23 protein-coding genes and 1 tRNA gene are annotated in these 22,775 nt (G+C 64.0%); 8 read left to right on the plus strand and 16 right to left on the minus strand.

Translation table 11 applies throughout. The features are described from left to right. Positions 1-86: 86 nt before the first annotated feature. The 3 genes from sucD to mdh are packed head-to-tail and all read right to left on the minus strand — an operon-like array spanning position 87 to position 2,541. Positions 87-974: a succinate--CoA ligase subunit alpha gene (sucD, locus tag LI72_RS02140; protein ID WP_033924176.1), complete on the minus strand. Its 888-nt coding sequence runs from the start codon at positions 972-974 to the stop codon at positions 87-89. After that, positions 971-1,579, minus strand: a complete 609-nt coding sequence (locus LI72_RS02145; protein ID WP_033924177.1) for a hypothetical protein — start codon at positions 1,577-1,579, stop codon at positions 971-973. The genes sucD and LI72_RS02145 overlap by 4 nt, the downstream gene beginning before the upstream one ends. Further along, a complete protein-coding gene (gene mdh, locus LI72_RS02150; protein ID WP_017670558.1) occupies positions 1,579-2,541 on the minus strand; it encodes a malate dehydrogenase in 963 nt (320 codons plus the stop codon). The genes LI72_RS02145 and mdh overlap by 1 nt, the downstream gene beginning before the upstream one ends. A 439-nt stretch (positions 2,542-2,980) precedes the next feature. Between mdh and LI72_RS02155 the strand changes: the two genes are divergently transcribed. Continuing rightward, entirely contained in the window at positions 2,981-3,997 is a 1,017-nt protein-coding gene (locus LI72_RS02155; RefSeq protein ID WP_197051766.1) for a polysaccharide deacetylase family protein, read from the plus strand. 16 nt (positions 3,998-4,013) lie between these two features. Here the strand turns inward: LI72_RS02155 and LI72_RS02160 are convergent, their stop codons facing one another. Next, positions 4,014-4,928: a GNAT family N-acetyltransferase gene (locus LI72_RS02160; protein WP_033924178.1), complete on the minus strand. Its 915-nt coding sequence runs from the start codon at positions 4,926-4,928 to the stop codon at positions 4,014-4,016. A 183-nt stretch (positions 4,929-5,111) separates the two neighbouring features. Here LI72_RS02160 and LI72_RS18840 point away from each other — a divergent pair, with 183 nt between their 5' ends. Next, a complete protein-coding gene (locus LI72_RS18840) occupies positions 5,112-5,990 on the plus strand; it encodes a class I SAM-dependent methyltransferase (RefSeq protein WP_052129403.1) in 879 nt (292 codons plus the stop codon). Between the two features lie 3 nt (positions 5,991-5,993). On the opposite strand, the gene LI72_RS02170 is transcribed toward LI72_RS18840, so the two are convergent. The 12 genes from LI72_RS02170 to infA all read right to left on the minus strand — a co-directional run bounded on the left by LI72_RS02170 (position 5,994) and on the right by infA (position 14,160). Then, complete coding sequence (locus LI72_RS02170; RefSeq protein WP_033924179.1) at positions 5,994-6,593, minus strand: DUF1989 domain-containing protein; 600 nt, start codon at positions 6,591-6,593, stop codon at positions 5,994-5,996. Further along, positions 6,583-7,278, minus strand: coding sequence for a guanitoxin biosynthesis heme-dependent pre-guanitoxin N-hydroxylase GntA (gene gntA, locus LI72_RS02175; RefSeq protein WP_033924180.1), 696 nt, complete (start codon positions 7,276-7,278; stop codon positions 6,583-6,585). The genes LI72_RS02170 and gntA overlap by 11 nt, the downstream gene beginning before the upstream one ends. A 7-nt stretch (positions 7,279-7,285) precedes the next feature. Continuing rightward, positions 7,286-8,761, minus strand: a complete 1,476-nt coding sequence (locus tag LI72_RS02180; RefSeq protein ID WP_052129404.1) for a UdgX family uracil-DNA binding protein — start codon at positions 8,759-8,761, stop codon at positions 7,286-7,288. An 11-nt stretch (positions 8,762-8,772) separates the two neighbouring features. Beyond that, positions 8,773-10,023 carry a putative DNA modification/repair radical SAM protein gene (locus LI72_RS02185; RefSeq protein WP_033924181.1) on the minus strand — a complete coding sequence of 417 codons (1,251 nt, stop codon included), beginning with the start codon at positions 10,021-10,023 and terminating at the stop codon, positions 8,773-8,775. A 73-nt stretch (positions 10,024-10,096) separates the two neighbouring features. Next, positions 10,097-10,666 (minus strand): DUF1993 family protein, encoded by a 570-nt coding sequence (locus tag LI72_RS02190; RefSeq protein ID WP_033924354.1) that lies wholly within the window; start codon positions 10,664-10,666, stop codon positions 10,097-10,099. Positions 10,667-10,709: 43 nt separating this feature from the next. Beyond that, a complete protein-coding gene (locus LI72_RS02195) occupies positions 10,710-11,066 on the minus strand; it encodes a hypothetical protein (protein ID WP_156139439.1) in 357 nt (118 codons plus the stop codon). 61 nt (positions 11,067-11,127) lie between these two features. Then, positions 11,128-11,922, minus strand: coding sequence for a helix-turn-helix transcriptional regulator (locus LI72_RS18845; protein ID WP_052129405.1), 795 nt, complete (start codon positions 11,920-11,922; stop codon positions 11,128-11,130). A gap of 94 nt (positions 11,923-12,016) precedes the next feature. Next, positions 12,017-12,092: transfer RNA gene (locus LI72_RS02205), tRNA-Phe, on the minus strand. 129 nt (positions 12,093-12,221) lie between these two features. Next, the gene (locus LI72_RS02210) at positions 12,222-12,386 is read right to left on the minus strand and encodes a DNA gyrase inhibitor YacG (RefSeq protein ID WP_033924183.1); all 165 of its coding nucleotides are present in this window, start codon (positions 12,384-12,386) and stop codon (positions 12,222-12,224) included. Positions 12,387-12,395: 9 nt separating this feature from the next. Continuing rightward, positions 12,396-13,364, minus strand: a complete 969-nt coding sequence (locus tag LI72_RS02215) for a ribonuclease E/G (RefSeq protein WP_033924184.1) — start codon at positions 13,362-13,364, stop codon at positions 12,396-12,398. Next, complete coding sequence (locus tag LI72_RS02220; RefSeq protein ID WP_033924185.1) at positions 13,361-13,942, minus strand: Maf family protein; 582 nt, start codon at positions 13,940-13,942, stop codon at positions 13,361-13,363. The genes LI72_RS02215 and LI72_RS02220 overlap by 4 nt, the downstream gene beginning before the upstream one ends. Continuing rightward, positions 13,942-14,160 (minus strand): translation initiation factor IF-1, encoded by a 219-nt coding sequence (gene infA / locus LI72_RS02225; RefSeq protein ID WP_010162480.1) that lies wholly within the window; start codon positions 14,158-14,160, stop codon positions 13,942-13,944. The genes LI72_RS02220 and infA overlap by 1 nt, the downstream gene beginning before the upstream one ends. A gap of 391 nt (positions 14,161-14,551) precedes the next feature. On the opposite strand from infA, the gene LI72_RS02230 reads away from it, so the two are divergent. The 6 genes from LI72_RS02230 to def all read left to right on the plus strand — a co-directional run bounded on the left by LI72_RS02230 (position 14,552) and on the right by def (position 22,554). Beyond that, the gene (locus tag LI72_RS02230; protein ID WP_197051768.1) at positions 14,552-17,365 is read left to right on the plus strand and encodes a TonB-dependent receptor; all 2,814 of its coding nucleotides are present in this window, start codon (positions 14,552-14,554) and stop codon (positions 17,363-17,365) included. A gap of 117 nt (positions 17,366-17,482) precedes the next feature. Continuing rightward, positions 17,483-18,250, plus strand: a complete 768-nt coding sequence (locus LI72_RS02235) for a tetratricopeptide repeat protein (protein WP_033924186.1) — start codon at positions 17,483-17,485, stop codon at positions 18,248-18,250. 63 nt (positions 18,251-18,313) lie between these two features. Then, positions 18,314-19,642, plus strand: coding sequence for an outer membrane protein assembly factor BamB family protein (locus LI72_RS02240; protein WP_033924187.1), 1,329 nt, complete (start codon positions 18,314-18,316; stop codon positions 19,640-19,642). A gap of 334 nt (positions 19,643-19,976) precedes the next feature. Further along, a complete protein-coding gene (der, locus tag LI72_RS02245; protein ID WP_033924188.1) occupies positions 19,977-21,383 on the plus strand; it encodes a ribosome biogenesis GTPase Der in 1,407 nt (468 codons plus the stop codon). Positions 21,384-21,526: 143 nt separating this feature from the next. Beyond that, a complete protein-coding gene (locus tag LI72_RS02250; protein ID WP_033924189.1) occupies positions 21,527-21,976 on the plus strand; it encodes an Hpt domain-containing protein in 450 nt (149 codons plus the stop codon). Positions 21,977-22,029: 53 nt separating this feature from the next. Then, positions 22,030-22,554 carry a peptide deformylase gene (gene def, locus LI72_RS02255; RefSeq protein ID WP_033924190.1) on the plus strand — a complete coding sequence of 175 codons (525 nt, stop codon included), beginning with the start codon at positions 22,030-22,032 and terminating at the stop codon, positions 22,552-22,554. Positions 22,555-22,775: the final 221 nt, after the last annotated feature.

Raw genomic sequence — 22,775 nt, forward strand, 5'->3', positions numbered from 1 at the left:
GGCGCGATGGCTCGCAATCCCGGTCCAATCCCTTGCACCTGTCCGCGGTGCGCCCCCTCCCGTGAAGGGAGAGGGGGTAGTTGATGTCACACCGTCTCGAGCAGCTCAGCAAGCGTCGTGCCAAGCAGCGACGGCGAGGGGGAGACGCGGATGCCGGCCTCTTCCATCGCCGCGATCTTTTCTTCCGCGCCGCCTTCGCCGCCCGAAACGATCGCGCCGGCATGGCCCATGCGGCGGCCCGGGGGGGCGGTGCGGCCTGCGATGAAGCCGACCATCGGCTTCTTGCGACCGCGCTTGGCTTCGTCCTTGATGAACTGCGCGGCTTCTTCTTCCGCGCTGCCGCCGATTTCACCGATCATGATGATCGAGGTCGTCTCGTCATCGGCAAGGAACAGTTCGAGCACGTCGATGAAGTTGGTACCGTTGACCGGATCGCCGCCGATGCCGACTGCCGTGGTCTGGCCCAGGCCCACCGCTGTGGTCTGGTGCACGGCTTCATAGGTCAGCGTGCCCGAGCGCGAGACGACGCCGACTGAGCCCTTCTTGAAGATGCTGCCGGGCATGATGCCGATCTTGCACTCGTTGGGGGTCAGCACGCCGGGGCAGTTGGGTCCGATCAGGCGCGACGAGCTGCCGACCAGGGCGCGCTTGACGCGGACCATGTCGAGCACGGGGATGCCTTCGGTGATCGCGACGATCAGCTCCATCTTGGCGTCGATCGCCTCGAGGATCGAATCCGCTGCGAACGGCGGCGGCACATAGATGCAGGTCGCGGTCGCGCCGGTCGCGGCCTTGGCCTCTGCCACGGTGTTGTAGTTGGGCAGGCCGATATGCGTGGTGCCGCCCTTGCCGGGGGTCACGCCGCCGACCATCTGCGTGCCATAGGCCAGCGCCTGCTCGGTGTGGAACGTACCGGTCGCGCCGGTCATGCCCTGCGTGATCACCTTGGTGTGCTTGTTGACGAGAATGCTCATGGTTTCAGAAACTCCATTGCAGTGGCCGTAAAGACGAGGCCGGATATCGGGATGTTGGCGGCGGCAAGAGCGCCTTGCGGGACAAAGCTGACTTCCATTTCCATATGGCCGGGCTTCAGCCCCGGGTTCCACACGTGCTTGATGATGCCGCCTTGGGGTGTCTGCGTGTCGTTGGGCTTGCGCACGGCCCAGCCTTCGAGGTCTTCAGCAGAGATGGGAGCGGCGGCGGTGAAATCATAGAGCCGGCAGCCTTGCGACCGGATGTTTTCGAGGTCCACGCCCGACAGAACGACGCCCAGTTCGCGGCCAGCGACGGTCATGCGATATTCGCCGCCCTCGATCAGCTTCATGTCGGGATCGCTCTCGGCGAGCTTGGCCTTGCCGAATGCGACAAGCTTCATCAGCTGCCCGGCGTCATCGGCGGCAACCGGCTGCCAGCCTGCGGCGAGGACACTGGCCTTGGCGACGGCCATGTTCTCGATCCCCGAGCAGGCGGTCGCAAACGCGGAGAGAACCTCGCGCGCAGGATAGGGGTTTTCGGCTGGCGGCGCGTCTTGCACCGCCGCCAGCGCGAAAAGTCCGATCAGAAGACCGGAAGCCGCCATCAGGCGAGGCTCGGGTCCAGCGTCTTGCACGCGTCGAGCAGTTCCTTGACCGCGTCGACCGAGACCTGAAGGTTGCCCTTGGCCTCGTCATCGAGGTCGATCTCGACGATCTGCTCGACACCGCCGGCACCGATGATCACCGGAACGCCGACGTACAGGCCATCAAGACCGTACTTGCCTTCGACATAGGCCGCGCAGGGCAGCAGGCGCTTCTGGTCCGACAGATAGGCTTCTGCCATCGCGATGCCGCTGGTGGCGGGCGCGTAATAAGCCGAGCCGGTCTTGAGCAGCGCGACGATCTCGCCGCCGCCGCCACGGGTGCGCTTGACGATCTCGTCGATGCGCTCCTTGGTCGAGCGACCCTGCTTGATCAGGTCGGGCACGGGAATGCCGGCAACGGTCGAATACTGAACCACGGGCACCATGGTGTCGCCATGGCCGCCGAGCACGAACGTGTTGACGTCGCGCACCGACACCTGGAATTCGTCGGCGATGAAGTGGCTGAAGCGCGCGCTGTCGAGCACGCCTGCCATGCCGACGACCATGTGGTGCGGCAGGCCGGAGAATTCGCGCAGCGCCCAGACCATGGCGTCCAGCGGGTTGGTGATGCAGATGACGAACGCGTTCGGCGCGTTGGCCTTGATGCCTTCGCCCACGGCCTTCATGACCTTAAGGTTGATGCCGATAAGATCGTCGCGGCTCATGCCGGGCTTGCGGGCAACGCCTGCGGTGACGATGATGACGTCGGCTCCGGCGATGTCGGCATAATCGTTGGTGCCGGTGATCTTGGCGTCAAAGCCTTCGACCGGGCCGCACTGCGACAGATCGAGCGCCTTGCCCTGAGGCACGCCTTCCACCACGTCGAACAGCACCACATCGCCCAGTTCCTTGAGCGCCGCGAGGTGCGCGAGCGTACCGCCGATGTTACCTGCGCCGATCAGCGCGATCTTCTTGCGTGCCATGGTCAATCCTTTCCGAAAATTAATTGTTCCGGCCGAAACTGCCTGTCAGGAAAAGCGGGGAAGTTCCTGGTGCGTGTGCGTTCCCTGAGCAGAAATCCGGCAATATACTTGTCCGTTTCACGACCTGATATGGGCGCGCACCGGCTGTTCCCGGTCTGAATCGTCGCGCTTGCGGGCCTGCCTAGGCCGCTTGAACGGGCATTTCAACCAACAAAAGACGCCATTGCCCAATTATTTGTGCAAATGAAAACTGTTAGCAATAAAGCCGGAATCGGTCGTTCCTGCGGCTCGGTATGTCGCTCGGTCCCCGCAGGAGTGCGCCAAACCGGCACAGGCCCAGATTAACCTCGAATGGACATGTAACACTGTTTCCTGTACCCGCCACGCGGCTGCGACATTGGTAAGCGGGTCTTAACCCCCAGGGCATAAGGTTTGGATGATGGCTACCAAGGTTCAATATACCGTCGATACCGAGTTATCGCTCAAGCTCTTCCAGGAAGGCGCGAGCGCGCAGGAGAATTTCGACAGCTCGATCGCCGGCAAGTGCCGCGATGGCGAGTTCGGCATCTTTTACCAGATGGACCGACTGGAAGCTTTTGGCCTGACCGGCGTCTTCTTTGTCGATCCGATGCCGGCCCTGGTGTACGGGCCCGCCGTCGTGTCGCGGATCGTCGAACCGATCATCAGGCGCGGCCACGAGGTGCAACTGCATATCCACACCGAATGGCTGGAGTTTGCGCGCGACCATGAACTGAGCCACCTGCGCGGCCGCAACATCGCCGATTTCTCGCTCGACGACCAGGTGCGCCTGCTCGATCAGGCCCGCGCGCTGCTGATGATCGCCGGTGCCCCGCGGCCCACGGCCTTCCGCGCCGGCAATTTCGGCGCCAACGACGATACATTGCGCGCGCTCAGCACGCTGGGCGTGCAATATGACAGCAGCTTCAACCCTGCCTTTCTGACGGGCGAATGCGCGATCGACCTGCCGCCCGAAACGCCGCCCTTTGCCGAGCATCTGGGCGTGGGTATCATTCCGGTGAGCTTCATCGAAGATCGCCCCGGCAGCATCCGGGCCGCCCAGCTCTGCGCCTTGTCCGCGTGGGAAATGCGCGATGCGTTGAGCCACGCGGCGCAGCATGACTGGCCGTGTTTCACCATCGTCAGCCACAGCTTCGAACTGCTCAGCCGCGACCGCACCCGTTGCAACCCGATCGTGACGCGGCGTTTCGAAGCGATGTGCAGCAATATTGCCGAGCAGGCCAAGCTGGAAGACACCGGCTTTCATGCGCTGAGCCCGCGTCGCAAGTCGTCGCTGACGGCGGTACCCGCCAATCTGGTGCGCACGGCGCTGCGTTATGGTGAGCAGGCGGTCAGCCGCATCCGTTACGAGGTCGGCATCGCTTCGACGATCTTCCTCAACGAAATGGCGGCATTCGAATCCCTCGTCGCGGTCTGATCGCGCAAACCGTAGGCTAGCCGCGCAGCAACTTGCGCACGCGCGCCTTCACTCCGGCCCGTTCCAGCCAGGCACCCGCGCCTTCGACCGCAGCATTGAACGCCCGGTGTCCGGAGAGCAGCGCGCGGTTGGCCAATGTCGGCTTCAGCAGGAACACGGTCGCGCAGGGCACGGAACCGGTGCCGAACAACGCCTTGTGGGGACCATCGCCCTCGGTAAAGTCGAAATAGCGGAAGCGGTTTTCGGCGAACAGCTGTTCCAGCGCATGCATTTGCAACACCGTGCCTGGCGACAGCGACGCCATCGCCTGATCATAGCCGAGATAGGCGTAGATCAGCACGTCCTTGACCACCGGCAGATAGAGATAGGCGATCGCACGCCCTTCGAGGAACAGGATGTACGCACGCAGATTGTCCGCCGATGCAAGGCTGCGGGCTTCATCGTGAAAACCCGGGTGGCCGGGCAATCCGGCGTCCAGCAGGCGCGCCTGATAGGTCTGGCTGGAGAGCGGCAGCGCGGCATCGAAAAAGGCATCGAGCTGGTCGGGTCGGTGATAGCTGCGGATATCGAGCGTTCCGCCATCGGCATCGGCAAGCTTGCGCGACTTGCGCTTGAGCGTGGCGCGGGTCTTGGACGAGAACTGCGCCAGATAGCCGTCATGGCCCAACCCCATGTCGATGAAGTGGCGCGCGTAGACGCTGGGCTGCGACGCGATGAGGCCCGGATAATCCGACGTCAGGCGATGGAGCATGGGTGCCGGAACCGATTGCAGCCGGTAGCCATCGGCGCCGGGCGGAAGCGGGGCAGGGGGCAATAGCGTGTTGGCCAGGATGGCATCGAGACCATAGGCCAAAGGCATCAGCTGCCGCCGACCCCGCAGAATGCAGCGGTCCCCCAGCAGGAAGCGGATTTCGGTGGTGACAGGCTGCATGGGGCGATCCGGTGGGGAATAACGGGTATCAGGGCTCGTGCAATACAGGCTGACGGTTAAGATCGCTTGAACCACCGGGGGTGCCAGCGTCTCTGGGTTTACCCGATGTTCACGACACCGGCTTACCGGTTATACCGCGAGCTGCGACCTCGTGACCAATGCCACAATTCAAGGAACTTGGACATGGCGCAGCCTGAGCCAGCCACAGCATGCAATCATTGCGGATCGACCGGTGCCCAGATCGTCGCGTCCATAAATGGCTATACCCTGGTGCGCTGCGGGTCGTGCGATCTTGCCTTTATCGCCAACCCGCCGGCACCGGCAGAGCTCGCGGCGATGTATCAGGCCGGCAATGACTATCACGTCACGCTGCACGATCCAGCCAGTGCCGATTACGCCAAGATGGCGACGACTGCGCGCAGACACATGGCGTTTGTCCGCCGCTGGGCATCACGCGGCACACTGCTCGATGTCGGCTGTTCGACGGGCCTTTTTCTCCATGAGGCGAAACAGGCGGGGTTCGATGCTTCGGGCGTCGAATTCTCGGCAGCATCCGCGCAATTTGCGCGCGATCATTTCGGCCTCCAGATTACCGACGGCGATATTCACGCAATCGATGCGGAAGCGGAACGCTACGACATTCTCACGATGTTCGATGTCATCGAGCATGTCCGTGATCCGGCGGGCGATATCGCCGCAGCCCATCGCCTGCTCAAGCCGGGCGGGATCTTCATCCTTTCAACGCCCAATATCGATGGATTGTATCCGCGTGCGTCCGAACCGCTGGCCAGGCCGCTGGGACATTGGCCGCATATCGAACCGCCTTGGCATCTGTATCAATTCTCGGTGAAGACGCTGACGGCCATGCTGGAACAGCGCGGCTTTGCGCCCCTCGGTACGAAGCACACCGCTATCGACCTTGATTATACCTTCGGCAGATTGCGGGACCTCAAACGCAGCCCCAAGCGGCTGGCGTATGCGATGGCCTTTGCCCCGCTGGCCTGGGCTGGGCCGATGATCGGCATGGGTGACTGGTTCTACCTCGCCGTCCGCAAGGTATGATGATCAGTCCGAGATAGCATAAGCGATCGGCTTGAACGATCCGTTGTTCGATTGCAGGGCAGAGCAGGCGGTCAGGCCGATGACCAGGTCCATGTGCGCCACGAAACGGATGCTTTCGCCCGCCTTGCTCAGCGGCGGGTCCACCCGTAGTTCCCCGGTCACGCCATCGACGGGTACATTCATGAAGCAGTTGAACGCGACAGGGATCATGTCCTCGGTCACGCCATAAGGCGCGAGCGCCGCAGCGAGGTTGCCGAAACAGCCCCAATGCGGATCGGTATCGCCATAGATGATGCGGAACGTATCCTTCGAGCAGGGCGTCAGCAGAAAATCGTGGCGGCCGACATCGTCGGAGACGATTTCCAGCATGACCTCGCTGCGATTGGAATAGAGCTTGTCGCCGACGCTCAGATAGATGCGGCTCGCATAATCGAGCGTGCGTCCTGACGAGATCACCTCGCCGATGTCATGCTGGTTGAAGGCGAGCAGATCGGCGACCTGCTCTCCCTTCACATCGGTGACGGTCAGCGTCTGGCCCTTGGCGAGCAGGAAGGCGGTTCCCGACCGCGGAGCGATTTCGCACGACGAAGGATCAGAAAGCATGTTCGACACTCTTTCTGGGGCGTAGCGGGCATTGCCAGCGTTCATCAACGGCGCGCCCGCTGTACTGCCGCGCTTCCGACACCGACCCGTGCACCGCCAGCATCGGATTGACCTGACCTGCCAGCGCGATATCGCGATCAATGATCGTGCCGCGCAACTTCTCATAGATGCCAGAGCTGCGCAGCTGCTCGAACTGATCGTGCAGGTTGAACACGATCACCGGCCGGTCGAACCGGCGGGCAGGCCGACTGGCACCGGGGTGCAGACCAACCACGAAAAACGCCTCGCCGCCGAAACTGAGCGAAAAATGGGGATCATCCGGATCGGCGCTGACCCGGGGATCGACCGGCTGGCCCAGCCAGTCATCCTTGTCGCTCAGCGATTGCAGCCGCTCCCACAAGTGGCGCTCGAAACCCTTTTCATCGAGTCCGGCATCCTCTTCAAAGACGACTGCCAGCGACTGGAACGGGGCCGGATCCAGAGTGTAATCGCGCGCAATACCCAGCAGAGCAGGGTGGATGCGCAGATCATCCCATGCCGACCGCAGGTCGCGTCCGATGATGATGCGCATGTTGCCCTTGGCCAGCGCGGACTTTGCGCCGACACAGGGGAAGTTGCGGTCCTGAATGAATTCGCGAAACCGCTTTGCCAGCGGGTGATCATCGTTCGTGCTCGGTGTTATCATGGCAGGGTTACGCAAGGTCCGCGCCCGGGTTGCGCGTGCCGGTCAACAAACCCTCTGCCAGCGCCTTGGCGCGCGCCAGATCGGAGACAAAGGCGCGGCGTTCTGCCGCGGCCCGGTCCCTGTCGGGCAGGCGCAGCAGGAACGATGGGTGCACCGTGGCCACCAGCCGAGTACCGCCCTCCAGCGCATGGGCCTGGCCGCGCATCGAGGCGATACTGGCAGTCTTGCCGGTAAGCCCGCGCAAGGCACTGCCCCCGAGGGACACGATGACATCGGGGCGGACCAGGGCGCGTTCCTGATCCAGCCACCAGCGGCAGATATCGATCTCGCCGGTATTGGGGTTCTGGTGCAGGCGGCGCTTGCCGCGCGGTTCGAACTTGAAGTGCTTGACCGCATTGGTGACGTAGAGCGTCGCGCGGTCGAGACCGGCTTCTGCCAGCGCTTCGTCCAGCAGCTGTCCGGCAGGGCCGCAGAACGGGCGTCCTTCCAGATCCTCGCGATCGCCAGGCTGTTCCCCCACCAGCATGATCCGCGCTTCGGCACGACCTTCGCCCGGCACCGCTTGCGTGGCATGGCAATGCAGCGGGCAGCGGGTGCAGCCCTTGAGTGCTCGCGTCAGGTCATCGAGCGAGCCGATCTCGGTATCGGGCTCGGCAGCATGCTCGCCCGGACGTGCGCGCCATTTGTCGCTGCGCGGATTGGCCAGTGAGACCGCAGTCTCTCGCATCCGCTCCACCCGCGCTTCAGCGGACGCCAGCAACGGGGCGATGTCCTGCGCCTCGGGCAGGTTGTGCCAGTATTTCTTCGGCATTTCCGCGCGCATCGCGGCGATCTTCACTCGGGCCGGATTGAAGATCGCGCCGTAATAGGTCCGCCACTGGTCTTCGACGACATCGCTGTCCGGCACCTCGTCGCGGGTGCCGCCCGGGCCGAACGCCAGCTCCTCGCCATGCCAGATTGCGCGGGCATCAGGCGTCAGGATCGCCCAGTCCATGCCATAGAACCGCTTGCGAAAGAACGGCGCCGCGAGCCGCAGGATGCGGTGTTCGGGCTCGAACCAGGCGACGAAGGATTCGGGGCCCTGCTGGCCATCTCCCAGGCGGCGGAAGCGAACGAAGGCGTGCATCTTGTGCAGGTCCCGGCGGATAGCCTTGTCCATGCGGGCCAGCCAGTCGACGTCCGGATCGGTGCGCCGTTCCAGCAACCGCCGATCCTCGAGAGCCCGCCAGACGACCCGGTACAGCCGGGATGGCACGCTGGCATCGCGGTGGCAGATCACCCGATCGGCGATGGTGACAAGCTCGCGGGGCAGGGTGACGGTGCGCTGCGGCTGCAGCACCGCCGAATCCGCGAACAGCGATCCGCTTTCGCCCGCGTGCCGCCACAGCACCTCTTGCGGCGGCACCGATGCTGCCAGCAGGGCCCGCGCAGCCGTGCGCCATTCGGTAAAGTCGCCGGGCGTGTTGAGCGTGATCTCGCGCATGCCGACCGCCGCTAGAAGGCGAGGCTCATCTGTTCGGGCGGGGGTGCAAACCGCGCACGCAGGTTTTCGCTGTCGGTCAGCCCGCCGGGCCGCCAATCGGGGGTGGTGATGAAGGGCAGAACCTTCTTCACCGATGCCGTCAGCCGCGCCAGGTCGCCGATGCGCACTGCACCCAGCCGCCGCGCCGCGATGATGCGCTCGACCGCCTTGGTGCCAAGCCCCGGCACGCGCAATAGCATCTCGCGCGGAGCACGATTGATATCGACCGGAAACGCCTCGCGCCGCTGCAAGGCCCAGGCGAGCTTGGGATCGATCGCCAGATCGAGCATTCCGTCCTGTGCCCCGGCCATGATCTCGTCACGCGCAAAGCCATAGAAGCGCAGCAGCCAATCGGCCTGATACAGCCGGTGCTCGCGCATCAAGGGGGGGCGCACCGGGGGCAGATCGCTGCTCGCATCGGGGATCGGGCTGTAGGCCGAATAATAGACGCGGCGCAGGCTGTAACCGGAATAGAGGCTGGTGGCGGTGGTGAGGATGTCGCTGTCCCGCGCACTGTCGGCCCCGACAATCATCTGGGTCGATTGGCCGGCAGGCGCGAAGCGCGGCGGCTTGGCCTTGCGGAGCAAGCGCCCCTTGCGCGCTTCAGCCGCGTCATCGACCCCAACACGCACATTGGCCATGGTCTTGCGGATCGTTTGGGGCGTTTTCTCGGGCGCAAAGCTCTTCAGCCCCGCTTCGGTCGGCAATTCGACATTGGTCGACAGCCGGTCGGCATACAGGCCCGCGCGCGCAATCAGTTCGGGCGACGCGCCCGCGATCGTCTTGAGATGGATATAGCCCTGGAACCGATGCTCCTCGCGCAGCAGCCGAGCGACCTCGACCAGTTGCTCCATCGTATAGTCTTCCGACCGGATGATGCCGGAAGATAGGAACAGTCCTTCGATGTAATTGCGCTTGTAGAAATCGAGCGTCAGTCGGACGACCTCGGCCGGGTTGAAGCGCGCGCGGGGCACATTGCTGGAGGCCCGATTGATGCAGAATCGGCAGTCATAGATGCAGAAATTGGTCAGCAGGATCTTCAGCAGCGAGATGCAGCGACCGTCGGGCGCATAGCTGTGGCAGATGCCCATGCCGCCGGTCGACCCGATACCCTTGGTGCCCGTCGAATCGCGTTTGACCGTCCCGGACGAAGCACACGAAGCATCATATTTCGCCGCGTCGGCGAGCACGGCCAGCTTTTGCAGAATCGGTTTCTCGCTCATCCCCTTGATATAGGGTTGGGAACAAAGAAAGAACAGCAAGTTCTTTCCGGCAACCGGAAATCTCTGGAAACCCTTATTGCGGCGAGGGCATGGTTCCGGGCCGCAGCAACGGGAACATGTGCGCCACATAATCGGCCTTGCCCAGGCTGACGCCCTGTGCGCGCAAGATCGCATAGGCTGCCATCACGTGAAAATAGAGCTGCGGGATCGCCCAGTCGCGAACATATTGCGCGGCGGTGAGATCGAAGATCATGCCGTTGGGCAGGCTGTGGGCGACCGGCGTATCGGGGGCAAGCGCGGTCGTATCGGCAGCGGCCGTTTTGACCGCGCCGATCGTGGCGGCGATCCGGTCCTGCGCATCCGCGATCGACCGCGGTAATGCCAGCGCATTGCGGCCGTCCTCAAGCAGTGCGCCGATCGATCCGTCAGGGTTTTCCTGCCGCAACCGGGCGATGCCCTCTCGGGCCTGGACACAGCTGAAGCACACCTGCGTGAACAGCGGGAACATGTCGTCTGCCAGCCCTACGTGCATGATCGATCCGGCCTTGTCGTCGGTCAGCTGGTCCGACGCCTTGCCCAGCCAGGTGGAGAGCGCCGTGAGCATCTGGAGATAGGTCGGAACCAGCATGTCATCGAGCGTCATCGTCATCTCCCGGAGTGGAGCGCGATCATAGGCCGGGGGCCGGTCAGGGCAAGGCCCGCGAGCGAGATCGCTGCGCGGCAACGATGGCCGCAAAATGGCCTGCAGCCAGAGCCGCTCCAGCGACCGGCACGAACCACATCGGATGCGGCATCGCGAACAGGTTGACGATGCCGAGCAGGGCCAGAACCACGGTCACGACCACGGCGGTCCACCGCGCGCCCGACAGCCGCAAGGCTACCAGGCTGCCACCGAACGCTCCCAGTCCATAGCCCCCGGCGACCACGCCAAACAGCGCATCTCCGGCGACCCGTCCGTGGGCCAGCGCCTCAACGCCCGCGATCACCAATCCGGCTGTCATGATCCCCGCCACGGTCCCCATTATGCTGCGCCCGAATTTCATGCCGCACTCCTTTCGCCATCCGGATTAGCAGCACGGCCAGCGCCGGGATTGAACAAAGGGGTCATCGCGGCAGCAGCATGTGCGGCGGATAATGCGTGGCCCTGTGGCGGAACTGCCCGGGAGTGGCGCCGGTAAACCGCTTCATGTCGCGGGTCAGATGCGCTTGGTCGGCAAAGCCATGCTCGCAGGCCAGGATCGCCAGCGAGAAATGCGGGTCGGCGAGCCGGGGATCGCGCAGCACGGCGTCGAGCCGGCGCAGCAGCAGCCAGCGTTTCGGCGCCAGCCCTGTTCCCCCTGCAAACACCCGGCGATAGTGCCGGGGAGTCGCCTGCGAGGCCATGGCGAGGTCCCTGGCGCGGCCTGTCTCGTCGGCAGGATGTAGCAGGTTGATGGCATCGGGTCCGGGCAGCCGTGCGGCCAGCCAGTCCGCGAGCCGCGCGAACATGGCGTCGGTATGCGCAGCTGCCTTGAGGGAATCGCGCAGCACGCCTGCCTCGCGCCCGAGCCATTGCGACAGCCTGGGCGGCGGGGTGCCATCACCGGGAGGCAGAGCGCCCAGCCACGCTTTGGCGGCCCAGGGGTGCAACCGCGCGCCCACCAGTTGGCGTCGCCCCTCGGCGCGGGCAAAGCGCGGCCCATTCTGCACTGGGGTCACCCAGCTGGTGGCATAGCGATGCTCGGGCATTCCGGGTGCAGGCCACCACCAGTGGATGCCGCGCAGGCTGATCACGATTTCGACAAAGGGCTTTGGCAACCCGCAATGCGGGGCGCCGGGATCATCGAGGTGCCATAGCTCCAGCACTGCATGGGCAAGCGCAGGCGGTGCGGGCCGACTGGTGAATCTGACATCGTCCATGGCACCCCCACTGACACGCTGGGGGCCAAGCTATCGGAAATCAGACCGGATCAGGCAAGCGCCTTGCGCGGGCAAAATGGGCAGGGAGAAAAAGTGGTGCCCGGGGACGGGGTCGAACCGCCGACACTGCGATTTTCAATCGCATGCTCTACCAACTGAGCTACCCGGGCATCGGGCCTGTGCCAACCTGCAGGCAGGTGGCTGAGCCGATCATCGCCTCACCGGCGATTTGGAGCGCCGCCTATAGGCAGGCTTGGCGGGGCTTGTCCATAGCAAAATCACACAGGCCGCAACCGGTCTCAATCATACTCTGCATCGGGCTCGTCAGCGGGCGGTCCCGGAACGCTATAGCCTTCGCCCAGCCATTGCAGCAGGTCGCGATCCTTGCAGGCCTTGCTGCAGAACGGCGAGAATTCGGCGCGTGCGGGCTTGCGGCACAACGGGCAGGGGCGGGGATTGGCCATGCAGGCTATCTAGGCAGGGATCGCGGCAACCGCAACCGGACGGCCGGTGCGGCGCTGCAGGGAATCGCGCAATGCGGGGTCGCGCAGCAGCCGCGCCGATTCGTCTCCCGAAAGATGCAGGGTCAGCGCGCCGGTGCCCGCCGCGCGCTCGGCGCTGCGCAGGCTCGCCAGCAGCCGCCAGAGCACCGGATCGCCAGCACAGAGCTCGATCAGCGAAGCCCGTGTCCGCTTGAGCACCACCTGCATCAGACCAAAGCCATTGATCGCGGTGCGCTCGCACGGCAGCGTCATGGCGGCATCGAAATAGTTGACCACAGCGTTGCGGTCCGCCTTGTCGGCCAGGGTCGGAAAATCGACGACAACCCCGCCGCCGATTCCGTGTCGGCGGATTGCGTGCGCAACCTGGGTGGCGGCTGCCAGCCCCAGCGCGCGCGGAGCACTCTCGCCGTCGACGTCGATCACCATCATTGCGGGCGTGGGCGACAGCGTCAGCGAGCCCCCCGCAAAATCGATCTGCCCGGTCTCGGCTTCGGCCATCACCTCGTGCCAGCCCGATTCGGCGAGCAGGTCTGGTCCGTGCGCAGAGGCGCGAACAATCTCATGGCCGTCGGCGGTGATTCTTTCGAGCAGGCCGGGCCCGGGATGCAGCGGTGTATCGGCCGCGACGGCGCGCAGCCGGGCCGGCTTGTGACGCGCGGTTCCGGGTTCGAACAGCGGCTCGCGCAGCACTTCGGCGCGCAGCGTCTTGCCCTCGCTCAGGTCCTTGGGCACCGGCTGCAGCATGGCTTCGCTGCCATCGGCTAGCGCGATCCGGGCACGGTGGCCGCCTGCGCTGCGGGCAAGCAGGCGGGCTTCGACGACCGCCCCACAAGCCAGCAGCAGGTCGCTGCGCTGAATGCGGGCCTCGATGATGCGGCCATGCTCGATCAGCGCGGCGCGCTCCTCGCCGATGCCGTCTTCGTAGATCCAGTGGGTCATGCCGCAGGGTTCAGCAGGCCGGCGGTCACCAGCATGCTGCGCGTCTCGTACAAGGGAAGGCCCATGATGCCGCTGTAGCTGCCGGACATCGAGCGGATCAGCGCCTCTGCGGTGCCCTGGATGGCATAGCCGCCCGCCTTGCCCTGCCATTCGCCGCCAGCGATATAGGCCTGGATCTCGTCGGCATGCAGCCGCTTGAAGATCACGGTGTTTTCCGAAAGACGGTGAAGGCTGCGGCCGTCGGGAAGCGTGAGCGTGACGGCCGACAGGACCTGATGGCGTCTGCCGGAAATCAGGTCCAGGCAATGGCGGGCGTCGGTCTCGCTTTCGGCCTTGGGCAGGATACGGCGACCGACTGCGACCACGGTGTCGCCGGACAGAACGGCGCTATCAGGGTGAAGGGCTGCGACCACCGCTGCCTTTTCCGCCGCCATGCGCTGCGCGTAAACGCGCGGCAACTCGGCTTTCAGCGGGGTTTCGTCGATGTCGGCGGGGACAATCGCGTCCGCAGTGATGCCGATCCGCGCCAGCAGCTGCTGACGACGCGGACTGGCCGATGCAAGGATCAGCGGTGGCATTACTTGAAGCGGTAGGTAATCCGGCCCTTGGTCAGATCATAAGGGGTCAGTTCCACCAGAACTTCGTCGCCCACCAGCACGCGGATACGGTTCTTGCGCATCTTGCCGGCGGTGTGGCCAAGGATCTCGTGATCGTTTTCCAGCTTCACGCGGAACATGGCGTTGGGAAGGAGTTCGACCACCTGGCCGCGCATTTCGAGAAGTTCTTCTTTTGCCATTCGGCCCCTGCAATTTGGTTCTGGTGTTGACGCAGCGACCGTTCGCTCCGCCCTGATGCGCGCCGATGAAAATCACAAGCCTGCGCAAAGTTCAGCGCGCCTTACAGACAAAGCGTGCAAAAGAAAAGACGGGAGTTTGCACGGGTTTGCCGCAGCGGTGCCGTTCTGGCGCGCGGTCGTCATAACCGCAGCCTTTGGGCAACACTCGAGCACAAATGCCAAAATTTGTTACAATTCAGCACTGGCTAAGGTGACGGCGCACATCATATTGCGCTGCAACACATTTATTCCCCAAGCGCTTTCCCCGGCGCGCCAACCAGAACAAGAGACCTTGTCCCCCATGATGCCACAGCTGCGACCGCGCCTTATGGCCCTGGCGAACCCGCGCCCGATGACCACGCTTCCGCTGGCCGCAGCGCTGCTGGTCGCTGCGTGCCCGGCGGCTCTGGCCGCCTCGCTGGAGACGGAGGAGGCCACGACCAGGGCTGCTGGTGCCGAGGGAATTGCCGTCGATGGCGCACAGGCACAGACGCCCGCCAGTCCCCCGGCCGATACCGAACCCGACGATGACGGCGATACCATCGTCGTGGTGGCAGAGCGGCTGCGCGGCGCGATCCAGACCGATGTGCCCCCCGTTGCCGAACTGAGCGCGGCCGATGTCGCAAGCTATGGTGCGTCATCGCTCGCCGAGTTGCTCCAGCAGATCGCGCCGCAGACGGGCAGCGCGCGCGGGCGCGGCGGTGATGGCCCCGTGGTGCTACTCAACGGCCAGCGCGTCTCGGGCTTCCGTGCGATCCGCGACATACCGCCCGAGGCAATCCAGAAGGTCGAGGTGTTTCCCGAGGAACTCGCGCTCAAATACGGCTTCCGCCCCGACCAGCGCGTCATCAACTTCATCCTGGTCGAAAACTATCAGAGCCTGGCCGCAGAGATCGACAATGGCCTGTCCACCCAGGGCGGCTATGGCACCACCGAGTTCGAGGGCACCTTTACCAAGCTGGGCAAGAACACCCGGCTGATTGTCGATGTCGAGTACGAGATGGCGACCGCATTGCGCGAAAGCGAGCGCGGCATCGTGCAGCCTGACAGCACGGCACCGTTCGCCTTGGGCGGCAATATCGGCGCATCGCCCTTTGCCAGCGGCGCGGCGATCGATCCGGCACTCAGTGCTTTGGCCGGCCGTACGGTGACGCTGGCCGGTGTACCCCAAGGCATCACCGGTGCGCCCGCCTTGTCCGCCTTTACCGGCGCTGCCAACACCACCGATCTGGGCGAATTCCGCACGCTCGTCCCCAATTCCGACCGCATCCAGGCCAATGCGACCTACATCCGCACGCTCGGCGTCGATACCAACGTGCAGGTCAACGCGACCTATACCAACAATTTTGCAACCTCGCTGCTCGGCCTCAACACCGCAACGCTGACCATCCCGACCAGCAACCCGTTCTCCCCCTTCAGCCGCGATGTCAGCCTGCTGACCGCGTTCGGCGATCCCCGGGCGATCACACGGACGGTCGATACCGACACCTATTCGCTGGGTTTCAACGCCAACGGCGTGCTGCCCGCCAACTGGAAATGGGCGCTGACCGGCGACTATACCCGCGTCGACACGCTGACGATCATCGACCAGCCGGCGGATGTCACCGGTCTGCAGGCCGCGATCTCGCGCGCCACCAACGCGATCAACCCGTTTACCGGAACCCTGGGGTCGTTGCTGCCCGCGCTGGTCAGCGATTCCGCGCAAAGCCGCAACCAGCTGTTCAACAGCCAGCTCACCGCCAATGGCAAGCTGGCCGATCTTCCCGCCGGCCCGGTCAACGTGACGCTGGTGGGGGGCTTTGCCCGGCGCCTGCAGGATTCGACCGACAGCCGGCTGGCCGGGCAGGGCAGCAATTCGCTCACCCGCAGCGAGGCGAGCGTCTCGGGCAATATCGATGTGCCGCTGGTCGACAGCTACATGAGCGACTGGTTCGGCAAGCTGTCGGTCAACGGCAATCTGGGGTATCGCGAACTCAGCGATGTCGGCGGGCTGCTGAGCTTCGGCTATGGTCTCAACTGGTCGCCGACCGATACGGTCACCATCCAGGCGTCGCTGATCGCGGAAGAGGCAGCGCCGGGTATCGGCCAGCTGGGCGATCCGCAGATCGTCACCCCCAATGTCAGCACCTTTGATCTTGCGCGCAACGAAACCGTGCTGGCGACGATCATCTCGGGCGGCAATCCGTTGCTGACCCCGGAAGAGCGGCGCGACGTCAAGCTATCGCTGAATTATCGCCCGCCGTTCATCGAGGGGCTGGATTTCCTCGCGGAATATATCCGCAACCGCAGCTATGGAACGACGTCCTCGTTCCCGATCCTCACCCCCGAGATCGAAGCAGCGTTCCCCGATCGCATCATCCGCGATGCCGATGGTTCGCTGGTGGCGATCGATCAGCGCGCGATCAACTATGACCGGGTGACGAGCGACCGGGTGCGTTATGGCATCAACTTCTCGCGGCAGATCGGCGGCAGCGATCGTGGTGGCGGCGCAGGCGGTGGCGGTGCGCGCGGTGGTCCTGGCGCAGGCGGTCCGCCGCGCGGTGAAGGCCAGGCAGGCGCTCCTCCCGCCGGGGGGCCGCGGGGCGAACGCGCAGCCGCTGGCGGGCCTCCGCGCGGACCTGGCGCAGGCGGCCCCCCGCGCGGTCCGAGCGGCGGGTTTGGTCCGGGCGCTGGCGGCCGTGGCGGTCGCTGGAACATCTCGATCTATCACACGATCCGCTTTGCCGAGACGATCCGTATCCGTGCCGGTCTGCCCGAGCTCGACCTGCTCGATGGTTCGGCGATCGGGTCGAGCGGCGGTGTTCCGCGCCATGGTATCGAGATGGAGGGCGGCCTCTTCCTCAACGGTGTGGGCTTGCGCTTTACCGGCAATTACCAGAGCGGATCGCGGGTTGATGGCGGGGTTCTGCCCGGCGCAACCGATCTGCGGTTCAACGATATCGCGACCTTCGGCATGCGCGCGTTCGTCAATTTCGACAACAAGCCCAAGCTGACCGCGGCGGTACCCTTTCTCAAGGGATCACGGCTGCGGCTGGGCGTCGACAACATCTTCAACGCACAGCAGCGCGTGACCACCGATGCGGGCGATATTCCGCTGCGCTACCAGGCGGGGTTCATAGACCCGCAGGGCCGCGTGGTTTCGCTGAGTTTCAGAAAGCGGTTCTGAACGGGGACGGTTACGGGCAAATTTGCCATGGCTTTTGCCGAATGCGACGGTTAAAGACGCTGACCTTGAGCCGGAGCGCTAGCTTTTCGGCAGTGCAGGTTATGCAAGGAGTCCCAATTGGCGCTGACACCTAACAAGGACGCAGATGCCGCGCGTGACAATATGTTCCTTCGCGAGGTCGATGATGCTCTGCGGCAGGACCAGATGGCCGGCATCGTCCAGAATTACGGCAAGTTCATCCTGATCGGCATCGTCGTGCTGCTGCTCGCGCTGGGCGGCTGGTTCTGGTACCAGCATGCGCAGAGCGAAGCTGCCGGCGAGCGCGGCGAAGAGATGACCAACGCGCTGGATGCGGTGCGCAACGGCAATCTTTCAGGAGCCACCAACGCGCTGAAGGCGCTCGAAACTGCCGATCAGCCTGGCTATCGGGCGGTCTCGCAGATTCTCGCTGCGGGCATCAAGCAGGAACAGAACGACCCCAAGGCGGCCGCGGCTGCCTTTGCCAAGGTCGCCGCCGATGACAGCCTGCCGCAGCCGCTGCGCGATCTGGCGCTGATCCGGCAGACCGCAGCAGAATATGACAGTCTCAAGCCGGCGGATGTGATCGCCCGGCTGAAGCCGCTGGCCGTTCCAGGCAATCCCTGGTTCGGCAGCGCCGGCGAAATGGTCGCGATCGCGCACATGCGGATGAACAAGCCCGATTTGGCCGGGCCGTTGTTCCAGAAGCTGGCCGAAGACAAGCAGGTGCCGGAAACCATCCGTTCACGTGCGCGTCAGTTGGCCGGTGTCATGGGCGTCGATGCGGTGGTTGATCCCAGCAAGGCTCAGGGCGTCAGCGCGCCCGTGACTGCGCCGGGACTGGCAGCACCAGCAGGTGCACAGTAATACGATTTGCGGGTCGCTACCGTTGATGATGCGTTTTTGATGATTCGGGGAGCTTGACTGGCAATGCACAAGACCAAATGGGCGATGTTGTTCGCGCTGTCGGCAACTTTGGCAGGGTGTGGTGTTCTGGGCGGTGGCGACAAGCCCAAGGTAACCCCCACGGTGGGCAATCGCACTTCGATCCTGACCCGCGCAGAAAGCGGTGCGGACGTCGACAAGGACCTGGCCGGCGTTTCGGTGATTCTGCCGCCTGCCACCGCCAATGCCAACTGGAGCCAGCCGGGCGGAAGCGCGACCAAGGCGGTCGGCCATCTTGCCATCGGCGATTCGATTAGCCGCGCCTGGAGCGCGAAGATCGCAGGGTCCAGCCTTCGCGTCCGGCTCGCCGCTGCGCCGGTCGTCTATGGCGGCAGGCTCTACGCGGTGGATACCGACGGCATCGTTCATTGCTATGATACCGCCTCCGGATCGCAGGTCTGGGCGGTCAAGCTCGAAGCGCCGGGCGATGGCTCGGCATCGGTGTTCGGCGGCGGCGTCAGCGCCGATGCGACCCGCGTCTATGCCACCAATGGCGTCGGCGAGGTGGCTGCGCTCAACCCCTCCGACGGATCGCAGATCTGGCGCGTGAAGCCCGCAGGCCCGTTGCGCGGCGCGCCCACGCTGGCGTTCGGTTCGGTCTATGTGATGACCCAGGACAACCAGCTGATCGCGCTCAACCAGGCCGACGGCACCACCACCTGGAACCAGAGCGGCTCGCTCGGCCAGGCCGGCGTGTTCGGCGTTGCTGCGCCTGCGGCGGGCCAGGGCACTGTCGTCGCAGGCTTTTCCAGCGGCGAACTGATCGCCTATCGTTATGAGAACGGCCGCAATCTGTGGTCGGACGCGCTCGCGCGCACCAGCATTTCGACCTCTGTGTCGACACTGACCGATATCGATGCCGATCCGATCATCGACCGCGGCCGTGTCTACGCCGTGGGTGAGGGCGGCCGCATGGCCGCTTATGAACTGGTCACCGGTCAGCGCATCTGGGAACTGAACATCGCAGGCATTTCCACCCCGGTGATCGCGGGCGAGTGGCTGTTCGTGCTGACCGACGATGCGCGCATCCTGTGCATCGCGCGCGCCACCGGCAAGGTGCGCTGGTCGACCCAGCTGCAGCGCTATCGCAAGGAAAAGAAGAAGGAAGGCCAGATCTACTGGAACGGTCCGGTTCTGGCTGGCGGACGGCTGTTCACCGCCAACACCAATGGCGAAGTGGGCTCGATCAACCCGGCAGACGGCACCTTTACGCTGCTGTTCGACGTGAAGGAAAAGGTCTCGCTGCCCCCGATCGTGGCGGACAACACGCTCTATATCCTCGACGACGGCGGGACGATTACCGCGTATCGCTGAGCAGCGTTCGCGCAGGCACCTGATTGCGGGGGGAGACAAAGTCTCTCTTCCGCGATAAGGGCGTAAGGGTCCAAACTCAATCAGGGCGCGATCGAGGTTTGGAGCAAAACGGCCCAGTGCGAGGAAGGAAGGCGCCGGAATATGCCGATATTTCAAGACTTCCTGACGCTGCAATGGGCCATTTTGGCCAAATCCCTTCGGGACGGCCAAATGGCTTCCATCTCGGCCAAAGCTGCCCTTGGAAAGGCAGCCAGCCTTCCCGGCGGGCACCTTCGACCGAGCTGTTTGCCATTTGGACGCCTCGACCGCGCCCTGATTGAGTTTGGACCCTAACATGTTACCCGAAATCGTCATCATCGGCCGACCCAATGTCGGCAAATCCACCCTGTTCAACCGCTTGGTGGGCAAGAAGCTGGCTCTGGTCGATGACCAGCCTGGAGTCACGCGCGATCGGCGGCTGGGCAAGGCCGAACTGCTGGGCCTGCATTTCCAGATCGTCGATACAGCAGGCTACGAGGACGAAGACCCCGAGACTTTGCCCGGACGGATGCGCCGCCAGACCGAACAGGCCGTGGCCACTGCCCGTGCGGCCTTGTTCGTGTTCGATGCGCGCGCTGGCATCACCCCGCTCGATGAGGAAATCGCCCGCTGGCTGCGGACCACCAAGACGCCGATCATCCTGATGGGCAACAAGGCCGAAGGCCGCGCAGCCGATGGCGGCCTGATGGAATCCTATTCCCTTGGCTTGGGCGAACCGATCGCGTTCAGCGCCGAGCATGGCGTGGGGCTGGCCGAGCTGTTCGACGCGCTGCGCCCGCTGATCGAGGACTGGGACGATGGCGATGGCGATGACACGCAGCTGCCTGCGATCAACGTCGATGCCGAAACCGTCGACGAAAACGCGGTGGAAGCTGCACCCTTGCAGCTTGCGATTGTCGGGCGTCCCAATGCGGGCAAGTCCACGCTGATCAACAAGATCCTGGGCGAGGACCGTCTGATTACCGGCCCCGAAGCCGGGATCACGCGCGATTCGATCGCGATCGACTGGACATGGGAGCCTGCCGACGACTCGCCGCCGCGCCAGGTCCGGCTGATCGACACCGCCGGGATGCGGAAGAAGGCCAAGGTGGTCGACAAGCTCGAAAAGCTCTCGGTCGCCGATGCGCGCCGGGCGATCGATTATGCCGAAGTCGTCGTGCTGTTGCTCGATGCGACTCGCGGGCTGGAGCTGCAGGAGCTCAAGATCGCCGACAATGTGATCAAGGAAGGCCGCGCCCTGGTCATTGCGATCAACAAATGGGATGTGGCCGAAGACGCCTCCAGCCTGTTCAACGGTATCAAGGCGGCGCTGGACGAAGGTCTGGCGCAGCTGCGCGGCGTGCCGGTGCTGACCATCTCGGGCGTGACGGGCAAGGGGATCGATACGCTGATCAAGGTCGCGTTCGAAACGCGGACCGCATGGTCGCGGCGCGTTTCGACCGGTCAGCTCAACCGCTGGTTCGAAATGGCGGTGGAAACCAACCCGCCGCCGGCTCCTGGCGGCAAGCGCATCAAGCTCCGCTACATCACCCAGGCGAAGGTCCGACCGCCGGGCTTCGTCATTTTCGGGACCCGTGTGGACGAACTGCCCGAAAGCTATTCGCGCTATCTGATCAACGGATTGCGGCGTGAGCTGAACTTTGGTGCTGTACCGGTTCGCCTGACGTATCGCGCGCCGAAAAATCCGTTCTCCAAGGATTGACCGGACATTGCGGTGAGGTCTGGATTTTGACTGCGGTTCTGTTGTTAACCGCGGCAGTTACATCTTCATCGCAAGGATTCATTTACCAATCCTGATGTATTTTCCGGGTCTGAGTGCTTTGGGGCACGCCGGGAGATTGCATCATGGCCTATGAAGAGGCGCCGCTCATTAACTGGTCGACCTATGCCGAGTCGCGTGCGACGCTCGGCAGCGACTTTGTGCGCATCCTGGGCTATTTCCGCGAGGACGGCATCAAATCGGTCGATGCGATCGAGGCGGCCATGCGCGATAGCAGTGCAGCCGGGCTCGTGCTGCCCGCGCATACCCTCAAGAGCGAGGCGCTGCAGTTCGGTGCGGAGCAATTGGGGCTGTTGTCCGAACAGATCGAGATGACCGCACGGCACTGCGTCGAAATCCACGAAACGCCCGACGAGCTGCTGCAGGATATCGTCGGCCTGCGCGAACTGTTCCGCGTGTCTCTGGCCGCGCTCGAAAAGGAAGCCAATCCGCTGGTCGAGCGCCGCACCTTCGGGCGTCGTCCTCCGATGGCCGGCGCGGCGATGGGTGCGCAGCGCACCTTCGGTCGCAGCTGACCGTTTGCCCTCGATGGCTTGACCATCGGGGCTTGCAGTCATATCTGGACGGCATGGCTATCCGTCCCATTCTTGAAGTGCCCGATCCGCGGTTAAAGACCGTCTCCACCCCGGTCGAGACGTTCGACGACGATTTGCGCACTTTGGTCGCCGACATGTTCGAGACCATGTATGACGCGCCGGGCATTGGCCTGGCCGCGATCCAGGTGGGTGTTCCGCTGCGCGTGCTGGTGATCGATCTGCAGTCCGAGGAAGACGAGGAAGGCAAGCCAATCCGCGCGCCGCGCGTGTTCATTAATCCCGAAATCCTCGATCCTTCGGCCGATTACACGCTGTACAACGAAGGCTGCCTGTCGGTTCCCGATCAGTATGCCGATGTCGAGCGCCCGTCCTCGATCCGCGCCCGCTGGCAGGATCTCGATGGCAAGGTGCATGAAGAGGCGATGGACGGCCTGATGGCCACCTGCCTGCAGCATGAGATGGATCATCTCGAAGGCATTCTCTTCATCGACCATCTCTCACGGCTCAAGCGCCAGATGGTGCTGAAAAAGCTCGAGAAGATGCGCAAGGCGGCTTGAGCAGCCACCTATTTCAACGTTCGAATCAGATCGTCACCCCCACGCAAGCGGGGGTCCGGCTTCTTCGCCTGCGTCTCGTTAAATCCGGATTCCCGCGTTCGCGGGCATGACGTGATTTGTGCCTTTGTAGGGGGCGACGACAAGGGCCGGTTGTCCGCAGCGCTGAGGCACTCCCCCATTGCCAACGCATCTCCCACGCTTTAAGTTCGCTTTTCGTTCCA

This window comes from Sphingomonas sp. 35-24ZXX (genome assembly GCF_000786215.1).
Lineage (GTDB): Bacteria > Pseudomonadota > Alphaproteobacteria > Sphingomonadales > Sphingomonadaceae > Blastomonas.

Excerpts from the sequence above, each read along its gene's own strand:
- sucD (WP_033924176.1), bottom strand. The coding sequence starts at position 974 with ATGAGCATTCTCGTCAACAAGCACACCAAGGTGATCACGCAGGGCATG.
- LI72_RS02145 (WP_033924177.1), bottom strand. The coding sequence starts at position 1,579 with ATGGCGGCTTCCGGTCTTCTGATCGGACTTTTCGCGCTGGCGGCGGTG.
- mdh (WP_017670558.1), bottom strand. The coding sequence starts at position 2,541 with ATGGCACGCAAGAAGATCGCGCTGATCGGCGCAGGTAACATCGGCGGT.
- LI72_RS02155 (WP_197051766.1), top strand. The coding sequence starts at position 2,981 with ATGGCTACCAAGGTTCAATATACCGTCGATACCGAGTTATCGCTCAAG.
- LI72_RS02160 (WP_033924178.1), bottom strand. The coding sequence starts at position 4,928 with ATGCAGCCTGTCACCACCGAAATCCGCTTCCTGCTGGGGGACCGCTGC.
- LI72_RS18840 (WP_052129403.1), top strand. The coding sequence starts at position 5,112 with ATGGCGCAGCCTGAGCCAGCCACAGCATGCAATCATTGCGGATCGACC.
- LI72_RS02170 (WP_033924179.1), bottom strand. The coding sequence starts at position 6,593 with ATGCTTTCTGATCCTTCGTCGTGCGAAATCGCTCCGCGGTCGGGAACC.
- gntA (WP_033924180.1), bottom strand. The coding sequence starts at position 7,278 with ATGATAACACCGAGCACGAACGATGATCACCCGCTGGCAAAGCGGTTT.
- LI72_RS02180 (WP_052129404.1), bottom strand. The coding sequence starts at position 8,761 with ATGCGCGAGATCACGCTCAACACGCCCGGCGACTTTACCGAATGGCGC.
- LI72_RS02185 (WP_033924181.1), bottom strand. The coding sequence starts at position 10,023 with ATGAGCGAGAAACCGATTCTGCAAAAGCTGGCCGTGCTCGCCGACGCG.
- LI72_RS02190 (WP_033924354.1), bottom strand. The coding sequence starts at position 10,666 with ATGACGCTCGATGACATGCTGGTTCCGACCTATCTCCAGATGCTCACG.
- LI72_RS02195 (WP_156139439.1), bottom strand. The coding sequence starts at position 11,066 with ATGAAATTCGGGCGCAGCATAATGGGGACCGTGGCGGGGATCATGACA.
- LI72_RS18845 (WP_052129405.1), bottom strand. The coding sequence starts at position 11,922 with ATGGACGATGTCAGATTCACCAGTCGGCCCGCACCGCCTGCGCTTGCC.
- LI72_RS02210 (WP_033924183.1), bottom strand. The coding sequence starts at position 12,386 with ATGGCCAATCCCCGCCCCTGCCCGTTGTGCCGCAAGCCCGCACGCGCC.
- LI72_RS02215 (WP_033924184.1), bottom strand. The coding sequence starts at position 13,364 with ATGACCCACTGGATCTACGAAGACGGCATCGGCGAGGAGCGCGCCGCG.
- LI72_RS02220 (WP_033924185.1), bottom strand. The coding sequence starts at position 13,942 with ATGCCACCGCTGATCCTTGCATCGGCCAGTCCGCGTCGTCAGCAGCTG.
- infA (WP_010162480.1), bottom strand. The coding sequence starts at position 14,160 with ATGGCAAAAGAAGAACTTCTCGAAATGCGCGGCCAGGTGGTCGAACTC.
- LI72_RS02230 (WP_197051768.1), top strand. The coding sequence starts at position 14,552 with ATGACCACGCTTCCGCTGGCCGCAGCGCTGCTGGTCGCTGCGTGCCCG.
- LI72_RS02240 (WP_033924187.1), top strand. The coding sequence starts at position 18,314 with ATGCACAAGACCAAATGGGCGATGTTGTTCGCGCTGTCGGCAACTTTG.
- der (WP_033924188.1), top strand. The coding sequence starts at position 19,977 with ATGTTACCCGAAATCGTCATCATCGGCCGACCCAATGTCGGCAAATCC.
- LI72_RS02250 (WP_033924189.1), top strand. The coding sequence starts at position 21,527 with ATGGCCTATGAAGAGGCGCCGCTCATTAACTGGTCGACCTATGCCGAG.
- def (WP_033924190.1), top strand. The coding sequence starts at position 22,030 with ATGGCTATCCGTCCCATTCTTGAAGTGCCCGATCCGCGGTTAAAGACC.